Source organism: Streptomyces sp. WAC04114 (genome assembly GCF_019733245.1).
In the GTDB taxonomy this organism is placed as follows: Bacteria; Actinomycetota; Actinomycetes; order Streptomycetales; family Streptomycetaceae; genus Streptomyces; species Streptomyces massasporeus_A.
The window spans coordinates 1-17,094 of sequence record NZ_JAIGQA010000004.1 but is presented as its reverse complement, the minus strand read 5'-3'; the positions used below and the strand labels follow the sequence as shown (position 1 = coordinate 17,094).

Sequence of the window (17,094 nt, the reverse complement as noted above, 5' to 3'; positions counted from 1 at the left end):
CCTGGCGCACAGCCCGGGCGCACGCCCGATGGCGTGCGCCCCCGGTGCTCCCGAGGGGACGGTGGTCACCGCCCGGTCAACCGGCAACGGCCGACCGGGCGGGAGCATGGTCGGGCCGGAGCCCGTCGGTGGCAGCGCCGACCTCGGCGAACCGGCGTGCCGGCTTCTCCTGGATCGTGCGCCGCGTGCGGAGCGACGGCGACGTCACCACAGGGGCGGACGTCGGCAGGGTGAACCACACGACCTTGCCGGACTCGCCGTCCGGCCGGACGCCCCAGCTCTCGCTCATGGCGGCCACCATCGCGAGCCCGCGCCCGCAGGTCGCCAGCGGCTCGGCCTCGTCGATCACGGGCATCCGCGGATCCCCGTCGCGCACCGAGACCGTGAGCCGGTCGAGCAGCAGCTCCATCTCCACGGTGCACGTCTTGTCCGGCTGGGCATGCCGGTGGACGTTGGACAACAGCTCCGTCACGCCGAGCGAGGCCCGGTCGATCAGGGGGTCGAGATGCCAGTAGCGCAACTGCGCAGATACGATTCTGCGGACCTGGCCGATCCGCGACGGCAGGGCTTGGAGCTCCACCGTGCAGTGCCTGCTTGGGTAGCTGATCACGGCTGCGACTCCCCGACGTGAGGTCCGGAAGAACACGGGATTCGGATCCAGCAGGGCGCCTGCGTGACACTGCCGCCTGCTGTCGTGGCCGGCGGGCTGGTTCGCAGCGTTATCGCCGGTAAACCCAGAGTGACGTGAGACCAGAGTGGCGCAGGGGATGAGGCACCGCAACTCGCGCACATCTCAGTCGCCACGCCCCGCTGCCCTGCGCACGGCTTCGATGAAACGCCGGGCGGCCGGCGGGCCGGGCTCTCCCGGGGCGGGGTCGTGGTCGCCCAGGGTGAGCAGGTACCGCTTGCCGTTGAGATCCGCCGTGGCCCGGTCGTCGGGGCCGAACCAGGGCTTGGAGGCGCGTACGGCCTGCACCGGCGCGCTGTCGATCTCACTGCCGTAGCTGGTCAGCAGCTCGAGCCGGCCGTCACTGATGCGGACCTGGCCGGCCCGGGTGAGCGACCGCAGCCGTTTCCCGATCCGCACGCCCGTGGCCCTGAACTCCGGCTCTCCCATGCCACCCGCCCCCTAGTGCGCGTCGGTGTACCGGCCCGCTGCGCGCGGTGCCCGGTACGGGCTCGTGTCCTGATCCAGTGTGCCCCGTCCGGACGCATCGTCCCTCCGGGTGCTGCGTCCGCCCGGTCCGCACCCCGGCCCGGCCGTGCGGTGTGCCCCTCTGTCCCCGCCCCGGGCTGTGGTGCCGGAGGTGTGCCCCTCCGTCCGACGCCCGGGGTGTGGTGCCGGTGCCCGGAAGCCTGCTCCGGGAGGCGGTCGTGCCCTGCGTTCACCCCGTCCGGGGCCTTGGTCCCGTCGTGCAGTCTGCCCCCGCCGGGCGCCGAGCACCAGTGCCCGCGAGCCCCCTGCCTGGGGGCGCCCGCAGCACACTCGCGAAGGCGCCCCCGGGAGTGCGCGCCCCCTTGCACCGGGTCCTGCCCCTGGGGGCGCTTTGGGGGGCTCAAAGATGCGTTTATGCAGGTGAGAAGCGTGCGACGGGTGTCTATGATCGGAGGTGTCGGCCGCGCGACGCGTCGGCGGCGCGCAGCGTTAGGAGCCCCCGTGAGCACTCCCCAGCAGACCCGGACCGGCGTGACCCTCGACGTCGACCACAGCGACGCCGGCTACCGGGCCTGGCTCAAAGAAGCCGTCCGCAGAGTCCAGGCGGACGCCAACCGCTCGGCCGACACCCACCTGCTGCAGTTCCCCCTGCCGGAGCGCTGGGGCATCGACCTCTATCTGAAGGACGAGTCGACCCACCCCACCGGCAGCCTCAAGCACCGCCTCGCCCGCTCCCTCTTCCTCTACGGCCTCTGCAATGGCTGGATCCGGCCGGGCCGGCCCGTCATCGAGGCCTCCAGCGGTTCGACGGCCGTCTCCGAGGCGTACTTCGCGAAGCTGATCGGCGTGCCCTTCATCGCCGTCATGCCGCGCACGACGAGCGCCGAGAAGATCCGCCTCATCGAGTTCCACTCCGGCCGCTGCCACTTCGTGGACGACCCGCGCACGATGTACGAGGAATCCGCCCGCCTCGCGGCCGAGACCGGCGGCCACTACATGGACCAGTTCACCTACGCCGAACGGGCCACGGACTGGCGCGGGAACAACAACATCGCCGAGTCCATCTTCCGCCAACTGCGCCTGGAGCGGTTCCCCGAGCCGGCGTGGATCGTCGCCACGGCGGGCACCGGCGGCACCTCCGCGACCCTCGCGCGCTACGTCCACTACATGCAGTACGACACCCGCGTCTGCGTGGCCGACCCCGAGAACTCGTGCTTCTTCGAGGGCTGGACCACCGGCGATCCGGACGTCACCTGCGACTGCGGCTCCCGCATCGAGGGCATCGGCCGGCCCCGTATGGAACCGAGCTTCGTGCCCGGCGCGATCGACCGGATGATGAAGGTGCCCGACGCGGCCAGCGTCGCCGCGGTCCGGGCCCTGGAGCGCGCCATCGGCCGCAAGGCCGGCGGATCGACCGGCACCGGGCTGTGGAGCGCGCTGAAGATCGTCGCCGAGATGGTGTCCGAGGGCCGGCAGGGCAGTGTCGTGACCCTGCTGTGCGACCCGGGGGACCGGTATCTCGACAAGTACTACTCGGACGCCTGGCTCGCCACGCAAGGGCTCGACACAAGGCCGTACACAGCCGCGATCGACTCGCTTCTGGAGACGGGTGTCTGGCCCGACTGAGCCACCGGCCCTGCTGCGGTAGCGATCTTGCCGGGCCGACCGACCGTAGAGGGCCTCTCAGGCCGTCAGCCGCCGTTCCAGCGCCCGCACGGCGTCCCGGAACGCGCGCGCCTGGCCCCCGCGCGCCACCTTCAGGGCCAACCGGTACGCGGCCGTCCCGTCGGTGGCGAACGTCCACCGCAGCCGGGTCCCGGCGCCCGCCGGTGCGAGCCGCCACTCCTCGGCTATCGCCCGGGCGCCGGGCAGATTGGTGACGTCCACGCGATAGGCGTACACCTCGGGTGCCGTGGCCGCGATGACCGACTCACGGAACCGGACGCCACCGGTGAGCGTGATGTCGCGCCCGGCACCGGCGTCCACCGCGCGAGCGGCCGACACCTGCGGGAACCACTCGGCCCAGCCGGGCACGTCCTCGAGCGCGCCGTAGACCGCCTCCACCGGGGCGGCCACCTCCCGTACGAAGACGTGCCGGACGGGCGCGGCCTCGACGAAGTCGAGTCCCACCGGGCGCAGTCGACGAGCCATGGACGCCTGCCCTCCTGGACGGGAGCGGGTGATGCCGGGAGCGTCACCCTAGCTGGCGCCCCGTCAGATGTCTGCGTCGTCCTCGGGCTCCCCGGCCACTACCAGCCGCCGCAGATGCTCCGTGACCACTCCGCGCGCCTCGTCCGGCAGGCCGGCGTCCGTCACGAGCGTGTCGATCCGCTCCAGCGAGGCGAACGAACTCAGGCCCACCTTGCCCCACTTGGTGTGGTCGGCGACCACGACCACACGACGGGCCGACTGCACGAGCCGCCGGTTCGTCTCGGCCTCCGCGAGGTTCGGCGTCGACAGGCCGGCCTCGACCGATATGCCGTGCACCCCGAGGAACAACAGGTCGAAGTGGAGCGCCGCGATCGCCTGGTCGGCCACCGGCCCCACCAGCGAGTCGGAGGGCGTGCGCACCCCGCCCGTCAGCACGACCGTGGCCGCGCCCTGCCGCGGGCCCGAGGTGCGCTGCGCCGCGTGGAACACGTCGGCGACCCGCACCGAGTTGGTGACCACCGTGAGGTCCGGGACGTCCAGCAGCTGGTGCGCCAGCGCGAAGGTCGTCGTACCGCCCGACAGGGCGATCGCCGCGCCCGGCGCGACCAGCTTGGCCGCGGCGCGTGCGATGTCCTCCTTGGCGGTCAGCTCCAGGCCGGACTTGGCCTCGAAGCCGGGTTCGTGCGTACTCGCCTCGACCACCGGGACCGCGCCGCCGTGCACCTTCTCCAGCACGCCCTGGCGGGCGAGCGCGTCGAGGTCGCGGCGGACGGTCATGTCCGACACGCCGAGCTTGCGGGTCAGCTCGTTGACCCGGACACCGCCCCGGCGGCGGACCTCGTCGAGGATCAGGGATCGCCGCTGCTCCGCGAGGAGGTTCTGATTCTCGCTCACGTACGCTCCGGTCCTTTCGCCTCAATGCCGTCCGACACCCCCTGCACCGGCTCCGACTAGGACATTCTTCCTGGCTCCGGTGCGAGGACGTCCCATCCTCGCATGTCGCGGACCGGAGAGTGTCACCGCGCTCGCTCGTCGCACACATGCCATCGCCGGCACGTCTCCGCGCTCCGCTTCATCACGGATCGGGGAGATTCCGTGACAGCAGGTGTGGGGGGCCGCGGAAGTGGAGATCCTTGTGCCCGCACGGACGGAGCAGACGGCGTGTCACGGGGGAAGTGCGAATCAGTGGAACGTGCGCAGGAACAGGCCTCGACCGATGGACCGGCGGGTCCCGCAGCGCGGCCCGGCGAGCCCGGGACCGCCCTGGAACTCCTCGTCCACGGCGTGGGCGGCACCACGCCGCAGGAGATGCTGAACGACCCGCGGACGGTGCGGATCACCGGTGACCACACCGCGGCCGTCTTCCGGCGCGCCGACGACGTCGACGCCGAGCACAGCCCGGACGACCGCCGCCGCGACGGACCGGTGCCCGAGGCCTACGTCTGGTGCAACCTCACCTCCGGCAACGGCACCCGCGCCCTGTGGCTGCTGCTCCTGCCGTTCATGGTCGTCAACCTCGCCCACTGGATGCGCCCCACCGCCCACGGCCGCCGCCGCACCGTGCGCCTGTACGGGCTCCTGGTACGGCTCGCGGGGCTCTCTTTGACGGTGCTGCTCGTCGCCGCGGCCTGCGAGGTCGCGCTCGACCTCGCGGCCTGGCAGTGCGCGGGCACCGCGGCGTGCGCGGACCGCCACTCCTGGCTGGGCTTCCTCTCCCCCACCGTCTCGGACGGTGGCTGGTGGAGCGCCCCCGGCCGCAGGCTCGCCCTCGCCGCCGTCGTGCCCACCGCCCTGACCGTCCTGCTCTGGTACCTGTCCCGGCGCACATGGAGCGACTACGAATCCCAGCAGCCCATCGAGCGTGCCCCCGAGCCCGAAGGGGAGGGCGGCCCGACCGCACTCGGCCGGCCCGGCTTCTGGTACGGGCGCCGGCTGGTGGCCCGGCTGCGTGCCGCGCACACCGCCGCCGGCCTGATCACGGTCGCCGCCGCGGTCGGAAGCGCCGCCGCCCGCCACGACCGGCGCCCCGGCGGCCCGGCCCTACTCGACATCCTGGGGCTGATGCTCGAAGCGGCCCTCGCGGCCTGCGCCGTCGCCGTGGTGTGGGTGGTGTGCCGCCGCGGCCGCAGCGAGAAGCGCCTGGACCGCACACTCGACGAGCGTTTCGTACGGCGTCTGCCGCTCGCCGCGCTCCTCCTGCTCATCCTCGCCGTGCTGTACGCCGGGTGGGAGCGCCCGGGGTGGACGTCGCAAGGCCGGCTGCCCGGTGACACGACCTTCGGCGGGATCGCCCTGGTGCAGGGCCTGCTGGTGATCGTCCTCGGCGTCGTGGCGTACACCCTGCACCGCACCGACCCCGACCGGCGGGCGGTGCTGCGGGGCTTGGGCGGACCTGCCGTGGCGATGCTGGCCTGCGCCCTGGGCGGAGTGATGTCCGGTGGTGTGTCCCAGCGCGTGTCCGACTGGCTGGACGGCACCGGGGCGTCGATCGACGGCCCGCCGGTGCTGCTGACCTGGCAGGCGTCCGTGATACCGCCGCTGCTCGTCGTCCTGCTGGGGCTGTTGGGCTGGCTGGCCCACCGCGCCTGGCAGCTCGCCCGCGCCGAGCGCGTCGCGGTGGCACTCGACTACCCGGACGAGGCCCAGGACCGCGCCCGCACCCGGCGTATCGCCAACACCCGCGCGATGGCCTCCCTCACCGACCGGGGACCCCGCGTCGTCGCCGTCACCTCCGGCGTCACCCTGTTGTTCGGCGCCGGAGCCCTCGTGGGCGCCCTCGTCACCGACGAGACCCCGGGCGAGGCCGCGCAGGGCACCTACCCCGTCGTCCACGGCGCCGCCGAGACCGCACAGGCCCTCGGCTCCTGGATGATCGGCCTCGGCTTCATACTCTTCGTCACCTGGGGCCGGCGCGCCTACAAGGACCCCGCCGCCCGCCGCACCATCGGCATCCTGTGGGACGTCGGCACCTTCTGGCCCCGCGCCTCCCACCCCTTCGCCCCGCCCTGTTACGCCGAGCGCGCGGTGCCCGACCTGACCTGGCGGATGGCGACCTGGACCCGTGCCACCGGCGGACGGCTGGTCATCTCCGGGCACTCGCAGGGCAGCGTGCTCGCCGCCGCCGCGGCCTGGCAACTCGCCCCGTCCGCCCGCAAACGGGTCGCGCTGCTGACCTACGGTTCCCCACTGGAGCGCCTCTACGGCCGCTGGTTCCCGGCACACTTCGGACCGGCCGCGCTCGGTTCCCTGCACCGGGACGTCGACTGCTGGCGCAACCTGTACCGGCTCACCGACCCCATCGGCGGCCCGATGCGGCTGCCCGGCGCACAGGTCGACCACGCCCCCCTGATGGACCCCCTCACCTACGGCCGCACCGCGCTGGTGCCGCTGCCCGCGCCGATCCTCGGACACTCCGACTACCAGGCCGACCCGGCCTTCGCCGAGGAACGCCGCAAGCTGCTGGCCCGACTTCGGCCGACGACTCCGGATGTCCCCGAGGGAGAGGCCTCGGAGCGAGCTGAGGCGCCGGACGTGCCGTCGCCACGGCACGAGCCCGAGCCGCCCGCCGCATAGGGGGGCGCTGCGTCGGGGCGCGCCTCCTCAGAGCACCTCGGGGAGGTCCTCGGCGTAGAGCAGCGTCAGGTCGTCCGTGCTCGGCTCCGGAAGCTGGGCGACCCGGCTCGCGTGCCGCTCGACCATGGCCTCGAAGGTCTGCCGTGCGGTACGGCCGTTGCCGAACGCCGGGCCCTTGGGGAGCACCGTGAAGTACTTCCGCAGGCCCTCCGCCGCGCCCGGCGCCAGCCGGTACTCGTGCTCTTCGGCCTGCTGCTCCACGATCCGCAGCAGGTCGTCGGGGCCGTAGTCGCTGAAGGTGATGGTCCGCGAGAAGCGGGACGCCACACCCGGGTTGACGGACAGGAACCGCTCCATCTCGGCCGTGTAGCCCGCGACGATCACCACGACCGCGTCCCGGTGATCCTCCATCAGCTTCACCAGCGTGTCGATGGCCTCCTTGCCGAAGTCGCGGCCCGCGTCCTCCGGGGACAGCGCGTACGCCTCGTCGATGAACAGCACACCGCCGCGCGCCTTCTCGAAGGCCTCCTGGGTGCGGATCGCCGTCGAACCGATGTGCTCGCCGACCAGGTCGACCCGGGACACCTCCACCAGGTGGCCCTTCTCCAGCACACCGAGGGAGGCGAGGATCTCGCCGTAGAGCCGCGCGACCGTGGTCTTGCCGGTGCCGGGGGAGCCGGTGAAGACCAGGTGCCGCTTGACCGAGGCCGCCTTCAGGCCGGCCTGCTGCCGGCGCCGGCCGACCTCGATCATGTCGGTGAGGGCGCGCACCTCGCGCTTGACGCTCTCCAGGCCCACCAGCGCGTCCAGTTCACCGAGGACGTCCTTGGAGGAGCGGGCCGGCGCCTCGGGCTCGGCGCCCGGTGCCGGGGGCACCGGCTCGGCGCGCGGCCCGGGGACCCCGCCCAGCAGACCGGGGGAGTGGCTCACCGTCTGCACGGCCGTCTCGAGCGCGGCGGGCGGGCGCAGCCCCGCGCTCTCGTCGCTCGTGCAGTCCTCCACGAGCGGGCTCGCTCCGGACGCCGCGTCCGCGCCGCTGTCCGCGAACTCGTAGCCCCCGCGCGCGCACCGCTCCGTGCGGCACTTCCGCAACGTCGTACGACTGCCGTCGATCACATGGAAGCCGTAGCCGCCGCTGCCCGTGACCCGGCAGTTCAGGAAGCTGCCCCGGCCGCCCGCCGAGACGTAGACACCGGCCTCCGCGGGGGAGTCGATCGTGCAGCGCTCCACGGTGGGGTCGGCGCCCTTGGTGACGATCACGCCGGTCTGGGTGCCGTCCACCGTGCAGTTGCTCAGCGTGCCGCCGCTGCCGTGGTCGCGGAACCACGCTCCCGTCGCCGCGTCCCGGATCCGGCAGTCGTCGAGCTGCGCGGTCGCGCCGTCGCTCACCGACACGGCCGTGTTACGCACCTGCGACAGGTCGGTGTCGACGACGTCGGCGCGCGAGCCGCGGTCGAGGACGAACAGCGCGTCCGGCACGTCGTGCACCCGGCACGAGTCCAGGACGGCGGTGGCGCCGTCGCTGACCCACACCGCCGGGTAGTCGCCCGTGCTGTCGAAGATCTCGCACTGGTTGGCGTCCACGCGGGTGCCCGGGTCCCACACCGACAGGCCGTTGCGCCCGAACTGCCGCACCGTGGTGCGCGTCAGCGTGAGGACGGAACGGGAACGCAGGTCGACCGCGTTCTCCGGGATGTCGTGGATGCGGCAGTCGGCGAGGGTCAGCACGGCGTCGGTGTCGAGCGTGACCCCGTCGGCCGTCGTGCGGTGAACGTCGCAGTCGGTGAGGTGGGCGGTGGCCCGGCCGGTGATCTGCACACCGCTGCCCCGGACTTCGTAGATCTCGCAGCCCACCGCCTCCAGCGCGGAGTTCTCCCCGGTCGCCGACAGGCCCGAGCCGGAGGTGTGGTGCACCCGGCAGCGCTCCAGGCGGGGATGGGCCCCGCCGCGCACCGCTACGCCCGCCTGGCCGGCCGCGACGACCTCGCACTCCTCGAACACCCCGCCCGCGCCGTCGAGTACGGCGATGCCGATGCCCGCCGGGTTGTCGACCGCGCAGCGCCGCACCGTGGGCCGGGCGCTGCCGCGCACCTCGATGCCGGCCGCCGACCGCGTCACGACCCGCACGTCCCGCAGCTCCGGGGTGCCCTCCTCCACCAGCACGGCGGGGGCGGCCGCGTCCTGGCCCTCCACGTGCAGGTCCTGCACCACGGCCGAGGCGCGCACGGTCAGCGGCACACCGTCCACGGGCGCGATGCGCACCGAGCCGGGTGAGCCCTCGGGACCGCGCAGGGTCACCGCGCGCTGCAGGATGAGGTTCTCCCGGTAGGTGCCGGGCGCGACGGTGAGGACGTCTCCGTCGGCCGCGGCCTCCAGGGCGGCGGCGAGCGATGCGTACTCACCCGTGCGGCGCCGCCACCGCGACGTGCCGGTGTGCGTCACCTGGACCGTGCCCTGTGCCATGGTGTAGCCGTGCCCCCACCTCGGTCGTACTGATGGCTCGTCCGCCGTCGGGGCGCTCCACCCCGGGGTCGCGACCGCGGCCGTGCCCTCCCTTTTGGGCCTGGGCGCTTACGCGGCATCGACACCGGCGCGTCCCTGAGGCTCGCTCGCGCGCGGGTTGTGCCGAACGGTTCGGCCGGACCACCGTAGCGTGCGCGCGCGTGGTGGGTTGACCAGAGCCGGAACGCGGTCAGCTGCCGGCGCCCGTCCTGCCCCAGTCCGGGCCCGCCTTGTCCCATGCCTGGTCCCAACGCGCGTACCGGCGGCGGACCATGCGCCAGACGATCAGCCGTCTGCCGCCCTCTATGAGACCGCCCGCCGCCAGGGCGGCGCCGAAGCCGGCGAGGACCGCGTGCGTCGAGGCCGTCGCGGAGTCGAGGGGGCGGGCCACCATCCGGCCGTGCCGGTCGGTCCATATCCGGAACGTGTCGCCCTGCTGCGGGTCCTTCAGACTCGCCAGCACCGGGCCCTGGTGCGGGGTGCCGTCCGGCGCGGTCCAGTCGGCGAGGACGCGGTTGCGCAGATCCCTGCCCGACGAGGTCTCGGGGTCGGAGTCCAGCGGGGAGCGGTCCAGCTTGCGGATCACCGTGGCCGTCACCAGGTGCCGCGCCTCGTGCTGGGACCGGACGGAACGCTGCAGCGCGTCCTGAGCCGTGTTCCCGACGAGTGAGCCGACCACCGGGGCGGCCAGCAGGATCAGCAGCAGCGCGGCCAGTGCCACCCACGCCTCGGCCAGGTCGGTCGCGCGGCACAGCGGATTGCGCCGCCAGCGCCAGAGCCCCCTGATCGCCCGCACCGCCCGCACCCCCTTCCCGCTCCGTGATACTCCCCGGCGGAGCCGTCCATGCACGGACCCGTCGAAGAGAGAGCCACATCACCTCTCCCCGGGGCCTCTCACGAATTTCTCACACAAGCTCAACGCCCGGGCCCGCGGCACGGTTCCCGCCCCGCTCGCAGAGCTGTTCGACGATCCTGACCGGGTCCCCGACCCGGATGGTGCCGCGGGACAGCGGTACCAGGTTCTGACCGAAGAGCAGCTTGCCGCCGAGGCGGCGATGCCGTCCGAGGCTGTACAGGGGCTCGCGGCCGCGCTCGCCGGTGTCCTGGTCGGTGGTGGTCACCACGCACCGGCCGCAGGGCTTGGCCACGCGGAAGGGCACGTCGCCGATGGTGAGCCGCGACCAGTCGTCCTCGGCCCATGCGGGGGTGCCCGCCACGACCACGTTCGGCCGGAAGCGGTTCATGGGCAGCGGGCCCTCACCGGCGTACTCGCCCTGCGCGATCAGGGAGTTGAGGGCGTCGAGCGAGGCCGTCGTGGTGAGCAGCAGCGGAAAGCCGTCGGCGAAGGAGACGGTCTCACCGGGCCGCGCGTACTCCGGGGCGACGGGCCGGCGTGTGGCCGGATCGTCCATGTACGCCAGTCGCACGGCGATGCCGAGGCAGGAGCTGAACCAGGCGTGCGCGGCCTCGTCCTCGGCCTCGACCGCCTCGACCTTGTCGCGGAAGATCTCCACCGGCACGGTGACGGACGGCCGGGGGACGGGCACCGTCAGCGGTGGCATGCCGGGCGCCGACAGACGGACGGCGCCACCGGGCCGGGGCTCGGCGGCGACGAGTGCGAGGCGCGGCAGCAGGCGTTGCGTGACGACCTTTCCCCCGTCGTCGATCAGCACCCAGCGCCGGTCTCCGGCCAGCCCCCAGGGCTCCACGGCGGCCTCCCGGGGCGCGATGCCCCGGACCGCCTTGACCGGATGAACATGGATCGAGTGCAGGTGAGCGTTCCCCATGGGGCCATCGTGCCAGCCGGCACCGACAGCCCCCGGAGGTCGGCTCAGTACCCGCGGTACTGCTGGTTGTTGTACGGGTCCTGATACGGAGCCGGGGCCGGCCGGGGAGCGGCGGGGCGCATCGCCTCGTAACCGGCGGGGGCCGCCGGACGCGGCTGCTGCGGGCCGGGGTAGCCGCGCGGAGCGGTGGCCTGCTGCGGGATGTACGCCGCGGGCGCCTGTTGCAGCGGTGCGGGCTGCTGCGCCTGCGGGTAGCCGTAGGCGGGCTGGGAGGGCGCTGCCGGAAGTGCGGGCAGTGCCGAGGGGAGCGCGGGCAGGTGGCTGCCCGGCATGTCGTACTGGGCGGGGACCCGGATCGGGGCGATCTGCGGGGTGCCCCGCTCGGCGACGAGCCTGTCGTAGATCGGGGTGTCCGGGAAGGAGGCGGAGTAGTAGCCGCCGCCATAGGTGGAGCGGGGGGAGGTCATGGCACATAAGTTAAGCCCACGATGTGCTGGTTGGGGAGACCGATAAGAGGGTTGTTTTCCGCGTCCGCAGTGACCCGGGATCCCCAATGCGAGCGAACTCGGTGAAAAGGGGCACCGGACGGGGCTCTGATCGGGTAAAGGCCGAGTTCCGGGCGGGTTACCGGCGGTTGGCCCGGCCTTCCGCGCGGTCGCCCATGGGACTTCGTCGCCGCAACGCATAGGTTGTGCGCACGGAACTCGACGAACGGCCGGGACGGGCCTGGCGCGGTGACACGCAATGGGGGCGGACATGCACATGTCGAAAGGTTCAAATACTCCGGTGCCCACCGCGGCGCTGCGGGTGGAATTGGGATGGCGGACCGGACCCTCAGTGCCCGACGCCGACGCCTCCGCCCTGCTGTTGGTGAGCGGCAAGGTCCGCTCCGACGCGGACTTCGTCTTCTACAACCAGCCCGCGCACTCCTCCGGTGCCGTCCGGCACGAAGGCAAGCGCGACGCCGGCGGCCGGGTGACCGACACACTCCTCGTCGACCTCGCGCGCGTGGAGCCCGAGATCGAGACGCTGGTCCTCGCCGCCTCCTCCGACGGCGGCGCGTTCGGACAGGTCCCCGACCTGTACATCGAGGTCCAGGACGCGGCCCAGGGCGCGCCGGTGGCCCGCTTCGAGAACCCGGGCGCCACCACTGAAACCGCTTTCGTGCTGGGTGAGTTCTACCGCCGCCAGGGCGCCTGGAAGTTCCGTGCGGTCGGCCAGGGCTACAGCAGCGGACTCGAAGGACTGGCCACGGACTACGGCATCACGGTGGACGAGCCCCAGCAGGCGGCACCCGCACCGGCCCCGGTCACGGCTCCGGCGCCGCCCGCGCCCGTCCGCCTCACCAAGGTGACGCTCACCAAGGCGTCCCCCTCCGTCTCCCTCACCAAGCAGGGCGGCACCTCCGGCGCCCTGCACGTGAACCTCAACTGGGAGGTGCGCAAGCAGTTCTCGGGGTGGAGCAGCAAGTTCGGGCGCCCGACGGCGATGCACTCCGACCTCGACCTGGACCTGTGCGCGCTGTACGAACTCAACGACGGCAGCAAGGGCGTCGTCCAGGCCCTCGGCAACAGCTTCGGGGCTCTGCACCAGCCTCCGTACATCCACCTCGACGGCGACGACCGCACCGGCGCCGTGTCGACGGGCGAGAACCTCACCGTCAACCTCGACCACAAGAACGCCTTCCGACGCATCCTCGTCTTCGTCACCATCTACGAGGGCGCCCGCTCGTTCGCCGACCTGCACGCCTCGGTCACGCTCCGGCCGCAGCACGGCGCACCGATCGAGTTCTCCCTCGACGAGTGCACGGTCCCCTCCCTCGTGTGCGCGCTCGCCCTGATCACCAACACCGGCGGCGATCTGATCGTCCAGCGGGAGGCCCGCTACCTGGTGCCCGACCGCGGGGTGAGCCCGCAGCGGACCGTCGACCACGCCTACGGGTGGGGCATGAACTGGACCCCGGGCAGGAAGTGACCCCCCACGTCGGGCGTCAGCCCTCGTCGGGCACGGCGTCCGGGCGCGCATAGGTGCGGCCCTTCCAGGCCGCACCCCGCCCCCGGTAGTGCTGCACCGCGGAGTCCACCGTCATGAGGAGATAGAGGAACGCGGTGAACGGCAGCAGGGGGGCGAGCCACAGTGGCTGCCGGTAGTAGCGGAGCATCGGGACGTACGTCCCCGCCATGATCAGCCACGCGAGCCCCCCGAGCACCGCCGCGGGCGCGCGGCCGGTGGCGAGGCCCGCCAGGACCGCCACCGGCGGGACCAGATACACCAGCGCCAGCCCGGCGACCGTGCCGGCCAGCAGCAGGACGTTGTGCCGCAGCTGGGCGTAGGCGCTGCGTGACACCATGCGCCACAGGTCGTGCAGCCGCGGATACGGCCGCACGCTGTCCACCCGCTCGGCGAGCCCCAGCCAGACGCGGCCGCCGCCGTGCTTGACGGTCCGGGCGAGCGCCACGTCGTCGATCACGGCGTGCCGGATCGCGTCCGGGATCCGCGCCCGCTCGGCGGTCTCCGCGCGGAGCAGGACACAGCCCCCGGCCGCGGCCGCCGTCCGCCCCGGGCCGGCGATCCGGCGGAAGGGGTACAGCTGCGCGAAGAAGTAGACGAACGCCGGCACGACGAGCCGTTCCCACACGCTCGCCACCCGCAGCCGGGCCATCTGGGAGACGACGTCGAACCCACCGGAGCGGGCCGCCGCCACCAGCTCGCGCAGACTGTCCGGCGCGTGCGCGATGTCGGCGTCCGTGAGGAGGAGGTACTCGGGCTCACGCGCGCGTGCCAGTGCGATGCCGTGCCGCACCGCCCACAGCTTGCCGGTCCAGCCGGCCGGGGGCTCGCCCGGCGAACCCACGGTCAGCGGCAGTCCGCCGTGCCGGCCCGCCAGGTCACGCGCCAGCTCGCCGGTTCCGTCCGAACTGCCGTCGTCGACGAGGAAGACCTCCGCCCGCCCCGGATAGTCCTGCGCGAGCAGCGACGGCAGCGCGGCGGGCAGTACGGCCGCCTCGTCACGGGCGGGGACGACGACGCACACGGACGGCCACGCCGCAGGCTCCACGCGCGACGGGAGCCGCACATCGGTGCGCCAGAAGAAGCCCTGGCAGAGCAGCAGCCACAGCCAGGCGAGCAGTGATCCAGCGGCAGTCCACACAACGGCGCTCACGCGCGCAGTCTGCACCACCCGGCCTGCCCGGAACGGCTCATCGTCTATCGTGATCGGGTGAAGATCGCGCTCATGGACTCCGGAATCGGTCTGCTGGCGGCCACCGCCGCGGTTCGGCGGCTGCGCCCCGACGCCGATCTCGTGCTCTCCCTGGACCCCGACGGCATGCCCTGGGGCCCGCGTACTCCGCAGGATCTCACCGAGCGCGCCCTGGCCGTCGCCGAGGCCGCCGCCGCGCGCCGCCCCGAAGCCCTGATCGTCGGCTGCAACACCGCGACCGTGCACGCCCTCACTGCCCTGCGCGCCCGCCTCGAACCGGACATCCCGGTCATCGGCACCGTCCCGGCGATCAAGCCGGCCGCGGCCGGCGGCGGGCACCTCGCCATCTGGGCCACCCCGGCCACCACGGGCAGCCCCTATCAGCAGGACCTGATCCGGGACTTCGCCGGCGGCGTACCCGTCACCGAGGTGCCGTGCTGGGGTCTCGCCGAGGCCGTGGAGCACGCGGACGAGGCGGCGATCGACGCGGCGGTGTCCGCGGCCGCCGCCCTCACCCCGGACGACGTGACCACCGTCGTCCTCGGCTGCACCCACTACGAACTGGTCGCCGAGCGCATCCGGACCGCCGTCCAGCGCCCCGGCCGCGCGCCCCTCGTGCTGCACGGCTCCGCGGGAGCCGTGGCCGCCCAGGCCCTGCGCCGGCTCGGCGAGCAGCCCGCGCCGGGAGCCACCCCCCACGGCACGCTCACCGTGCTGCTCAGCGGCCGCGAGGGCACGCTGCCCGCCCCAGCCCTGGCGTACGCCGAAGGGCGTCTGCTGCAGGCGGTCACGCCCGCCCGCTGACCGCAGCCCGTCACCGACGGTCACCCGGCGGCCGGATCGGCGCGACGCCCACCCGGCGCAGTCACGCTCCGCCACGGGGTACCAGCGAAGCGAATCCTGAGTACCCTCAAGGCATGAGGGACCACCGCCACGGCGAGAACGCCCCGCAGCCGCACACGGTCGTGTGGACCGGCCGAGCCACCAACCGGGTGCAGTGGCTGCTGGCGCTCGTGGGCGCCGCCTGCATGGCGCTCGGCATCGAGCTCGCCGTCGACTCCGCGTGGACGTCCGGCATCGCCCCGCTGGTCATGGCCGTCGTCGGGTGCATCGCGGCCGGACTGCTGGTCCTCTTCGGAACGCTCGCGTTCGTGCACGTCGCCCTGCGGGTCGACGAGGAGCACCTCGAGGTGCGCTGCGGTCACATCGGCGTTCCCCGCCGCCGTATCCCGCTCTCCAGCGTGGTCGGCGCCACGTACATCTCGCATGTCACCCCCCGCCACTGGGGTGGCTGGGGCTACCGCTGGCGGCCCGAGAAGGGCACCGCGGTGGTGGTGCGACGCGGTGAGGGTGTCGAGCTGGAGCTGTGGGACGGGCACACCTTCACGGTCACCGTGGACGACGCGGAGGCGGCCGTGCGGGTGATCGAGGCGCGGCTGCGGCCCACCAAGCCGGGCGCTCCCGCGCACTGAATCACGAGTTGTCCGTCACCGGCAGTGATCGACGCCGGTGATCACTGACTGTGATCATCGGTCGTCCCTGTGGCCGTGGTCGAGCGGTCCTGCTGCCGTGGTCGAGCCGTCCTGTTGCCGTCGTCCGAGGACGGACATCCGAGCGGTCACCGCGCCGTGGTGCGTCCCGCGCCGCGTGCCCGTATGTCCGCAGACCGGCCCGCCGGTTCGTCGGTGAGGGGGCGTGCCGTGGCCATGCCCGCCAGCAGGCCCGCCCCCACCGACACCGCCGTGAAGCTCAGCGCGTTGCCGATCGCGGCGATGGCGGCGAGCGCCGTCAGGGCCGCGCCCGCGGTGAGCACCACCGGGGTCGGTCGCGGGCCGCGCCACAGCGCGTACAGGACCCAGCCGAACGCCGCCGCCAACAGTGCCACCCCGACAAGTCCCTGTTCCGCCGCCTGCTGCAGGGGCGCCGAGTGCGGCTTGCCGTCGGACAGCAGCGACTGGGCGGACGTCGCGCTCAGCTCCCCGAAACGGCCCGGACCGGCCCCCAGCACGGTGTCGTCGCCGAGCAGACGCCATGCGTCGTGCCACAACTGCACGCGGTGCGGCGTCAGCCGCCCCTCCAGCGCCGCCACGAACCCGCCCGGCACGGCCCGCGCGGCGACCGCCCAGATCAGACCGGTCACCAGGGCGGCGACCACGCCCAGTACGGCCATGGCGGCGCCGCGGTGACGGGTGCGGCCGGCGGCCAGTGAGCACACCAGCACCGCGAGACAGGTCACGAGCCCGCTGGTCGAGCCGAGCAGGGCCGCCAGCACCGCGGTCCCCGCGGCCAGCAGGCGCAGGGCGAGGCGAACGGCCGGAACCGAAGCGGCCCAGGCCGCACAGCACGCGGCCCCGGCCGACAACGTCAGTACGGCGGCGGTGGCACCGGCATGCCCGAGGGGCGCGGCGATCTGCGGGCCCGGAGCCAGATGTGGAACGGCCACCGTCAGCGCGATACCCGCCAGCGCACCGGCGAAGGGCGCCCCGACCGGCAGCAGTGCCCCGCCGATCCGCCCGGCGGCGTACCCGGCGGCCACCGCGAGCACCGCGAGGAGAACCCCCTCCGGCCTGCCGTCGTGCACGGCCGCCGTGATCAGGGACCAGGCGGCGCAGGCGCCCAGCACCACGACCCCCGCCGCGTCAGAAACGATTCGTCTCTCGCCGTCCGCGTCCGACCCGGACGCGGACGTCATCCCACTGGAACCCACCCCGCCCGCCCCCCGG

Annotated in this window: 15 protein-coding genes; 5 read left to right on the top strand and 10 right to left on the bottom strand. The window is 73.4% G+C overall.

Annotated features, from left to right (window positions below):
* Nucleotides 1-76: 76 nt before the first annotated feature.
* Nucleotides 77-610 (bottom strand): ATP-binding protein, encoded by a 534-nt coding sequence (locus K4G64_RS02320; RefSeq protein ID WP_221754332.1) that lies wholly within the window; start codon nt 608-610, stop codon nt 77-79.
* 183 nt (nt 611-793) lie between these two features.
* Entirely contained in the window at nt 794-1,117 is a 324-nt protein-coding gene (locus tag K4G64_RS02315; protein WP_031139452.1) for a hypothetical protein, read from the bottom strand.
* Between the two features lie 540 nt (nt 1,118-1,657).
* Between K4G64_RS02315 and K4G64_RS02310 the strand changes: the two genes are divergently transcribed.
* Nucleotides 1,658-2,782 carry a PLP-dependent cysteine synthase family protein gene (locus K4G64_RS02310; RefSeq protein ID WP_221754331.1) on the top strand — a complete coding sequence of 375 codons (1,125 nt, stop codon included), beginning with the start codon at nt 1,658-1,660 and terminating at the stop codon, nt 2,780-2,782.
* A 57-nt stretch (nt 2,783-2,839) separates the two neighbouring features.
* Here K4G64_RS02310 and K4G64_RS02305 read toward each other — a convergent pair whose 3' ends face one another.
* Together K4G64_RS02305 and K4G64_RS02300 are read right to left on the bottom strand one after the other, a co-directional pair.
* Nucleotides 2,840-3,307 carry an SRPBCC family protein gene (locus K4G64_RS02305; protein WP_221754330.1) on the bottom strand — a complete coding sequence of 156 codons (468 nt, stop codon included), beginning with the start codon at nt 3,305-3,307 and terminating at the stop codon, nt 2,840-2,842.
* A 63-nt stretch (nt 3,308-3,370) separates the two neighbouring features.
* A complete protein-coding gene (locus tag K4G64_RS02300; RefSeq protein ID WP_031108646.1) occupies nt 3,371-4,201 on the bottom strand; it encodes a DeoR/GlpR family DNA-binding transcription regulator in 831 nt (276 codons plus the stop codon).
* A gap of 291 nt (nt 4,202-4,492) precedes the next feature.
* On the opposite strand from K4G64_RS02300, the gene K4G64_RS02295 reads away from it, so the two are divergent.
* Nucleotides 4,493-6,880 (top strand): hypothetical protein, encoded by a 2,388-nt coding sequence (locus tag K4G64_RS02295; RefSeq protein WP_221754329.1) that lies wholly within the window; start codon nt 4,493-4,495, stop codon nt 6,878-6,880.
* 27 nt (nt 6,881-6,907) lie between these two features.
* Here K4G64_RS02295 and K4G64_RS02290 read toward each other — a convergent pair whose 3' ends face one another.
* The 4 genes from K4G64_RS02290 to K4G64_RS02275 form a co-directional block, all read right to left on the bottom strand.
* Entirely contained in the window at nt 6,908-9,343 is a 2,436-nt protein-coding gene (locus K4G64_RS02290) for a right-handed parallel beta-helix repeat-containing protein (RefSeq protein ID WP_221754328.1), read from the bottom strand.
* A gap of 229 nt (nt 9,344-9,572) precedes the next feature.
* Nucleotides 9,573-10,178 carry a hypothetical protein gene (locus K4G64_RS02285; RefSeq protein ID WP_221754327.1) on the bottom strand — a complete coding sequence of 202 codons (606 nt, stop codon included), beginning with the start codon at nt 10,176-10,178 and terminating at the stop codon, nt 9,573-9,575.
* A gap of 109 nt (nt 10,179-10,287) precedes the next feature.
* Nucleotides 10,288-11,169, bottom strand: coding sequence for an MOSC domain-containing protein (locus tag K4G64_RS02280; protein WP_221754326.1), 882 nt, complete (start codon nt 11,167-11,169; stop codon nt 10,288-10,290).
* 44 nt (nt 11,170-11,213) lie between these two features.
* On the bottom strand, nt 11,214-11,636 hold the full coding sequence (locus tag K4G64_RS02275; protein ID WP_031111223.1) for a DUF6643 family protein: 423 nt from the start codon (nt 11,634-11,636) through the stop codon (nt 11,214-11,216).
* A 295-nt stretch (nt 11,637-11,931) separates the two neighbouring features.
* On the opposite strand from K4G64_RS02275, the gene K4G64_RS02270 reads away from it, so the two are divergent.
* On the top strand, nt 11,932-13,143 hold the full coding sequence (locus tag K4G64_RS02270) for a TerD family protein (protein WP_221754325.1): 1,212 nt from the start codon (nt 11,932-11,934) through the stop codon (nt 13,141-13,143).
* A 16-nt stretch (nt 13,144-13,159) separates the two neighbouring features.
* Here K4G64_RS02270 and K4G64_RS02265 read toward each other — a convergent pair whose 3' ends face one another.
* Nucleotides 13,160-14,350 carry a glycosyltransferase gene (locus K4G64_RS02265; protein WP_221754324.1) on the bottom strand — a complete coding sequence of 397 codons (1,191 nt, stop codon included), beginning with the start codon at nt 14,348-14,350 and terminating at the stop codon, nt 13,160-13,162.
* A 39-nt stretch (nt 14,351-14,389) separates the two neighbouring features.
* On the opposite strand from K4G64_RS02265, the gene K4G64_RS02260 reads away from it, so the two are divergent.
* Together K4G64_RS02260 and K4G64_RS02255 are read left to right on the top strand one after the other, a co-directional pair.
* The gene (locus K4G64_RS02260) at nt 14,390-15,175 is read left to right on the top strand and encodes a glutamate racemase (protein WP_221754323.1); all 786 of its coding nucleotides are present in this window, start codon (nt 14,390-14,392) and stop codon (nt 15,173-15,175) included.
* A gap of 113 nt (nt 15,176-15,288) precedes the next feature.
* On the top strand, nt 15,289-15,843 hold the full coding sequence (locus K4G64_RS02255) for a hypothetical protein (protein WP_221754322.1): 555 nt from the start codon (nt 15,289-15,291) through the stop codon (nt 15,841-15,843).
* A 146-nt stretch (nt 15,844-15,989) separates the two neighbouring features.
* Here K4G64_RS02255 and K4G64_RS02250 read toward each other — a convergent pair whose 3' ends face one another.
* A complete protein-coding gene (locus K4G64_RS02250) occupies nt 15,990-17,063 on the bottom strand; it encodes an O-antigen ligase (RefSeq protein ID WP_221754423.1) in 1,074 nt (357 codons plus the stop codon).
* Between the last annotated feature and the right edge of the window lie 31 nt (nt 17,064-17,094).

Coding starts and splice junctions, on each gene's coding strand:
- K4G64_RS02305 (WP_221754330.1), bottom strand. CDS start 3,307: ATGGCTCGTCGACTGCGCCCGGTGGGACTCGACTTCGTCGAGGCCGCG.
- K4G64_RS02270 (WP_221754325.1), top strand. CDS start 11,932: ATGTCGAAAGGTTCAAATACTCCGGTGCCCACCGCGGCGCTGCGGGTG.
- K4G64_RS02255 (WP_221754322.1), top strand. CDS start 15,289: ATGAGGGACCACCGCCACGGCGAGAACGCCCCGCAGCCGCACACGGTC.
- K4G64_RS02315 (WP_031139452.1), bottom strand. CDS start 1,117: ATGGGAGAGCCGGAGTTCAGGGCCACGGGCGTGCGGATCGGGAAACGG.
- K4G64_RS02250 (WP_221754423.1), bottom strand. CDS start 17,063: ATGACGTCCGCGTCCGGGTCGGACGCGGACGGCGAGAGACGAATCGTT.
- K4G64_RS02290 (WP_221754328.1), bottom strand. CDS start 9,343: ATGGCACAGGGCACGGTCCAGGTGACGCACACCGGCACGTCGCGGTGG.
- K4G64_RS02275 (WP_031111223.1), bottom strand. CDS start 11,636: ATGACCTCCCCCCGCTCCACCTATGGCGGCGGCTACTACTCCGCCTCC.
- K4G64_RS02280 (WP_221754326.1), bottom strand. CDS start 11,169: ATGGGGAACGCTCACCTGCACTCGATCCATGTTCATCCGGTCAAGGCG.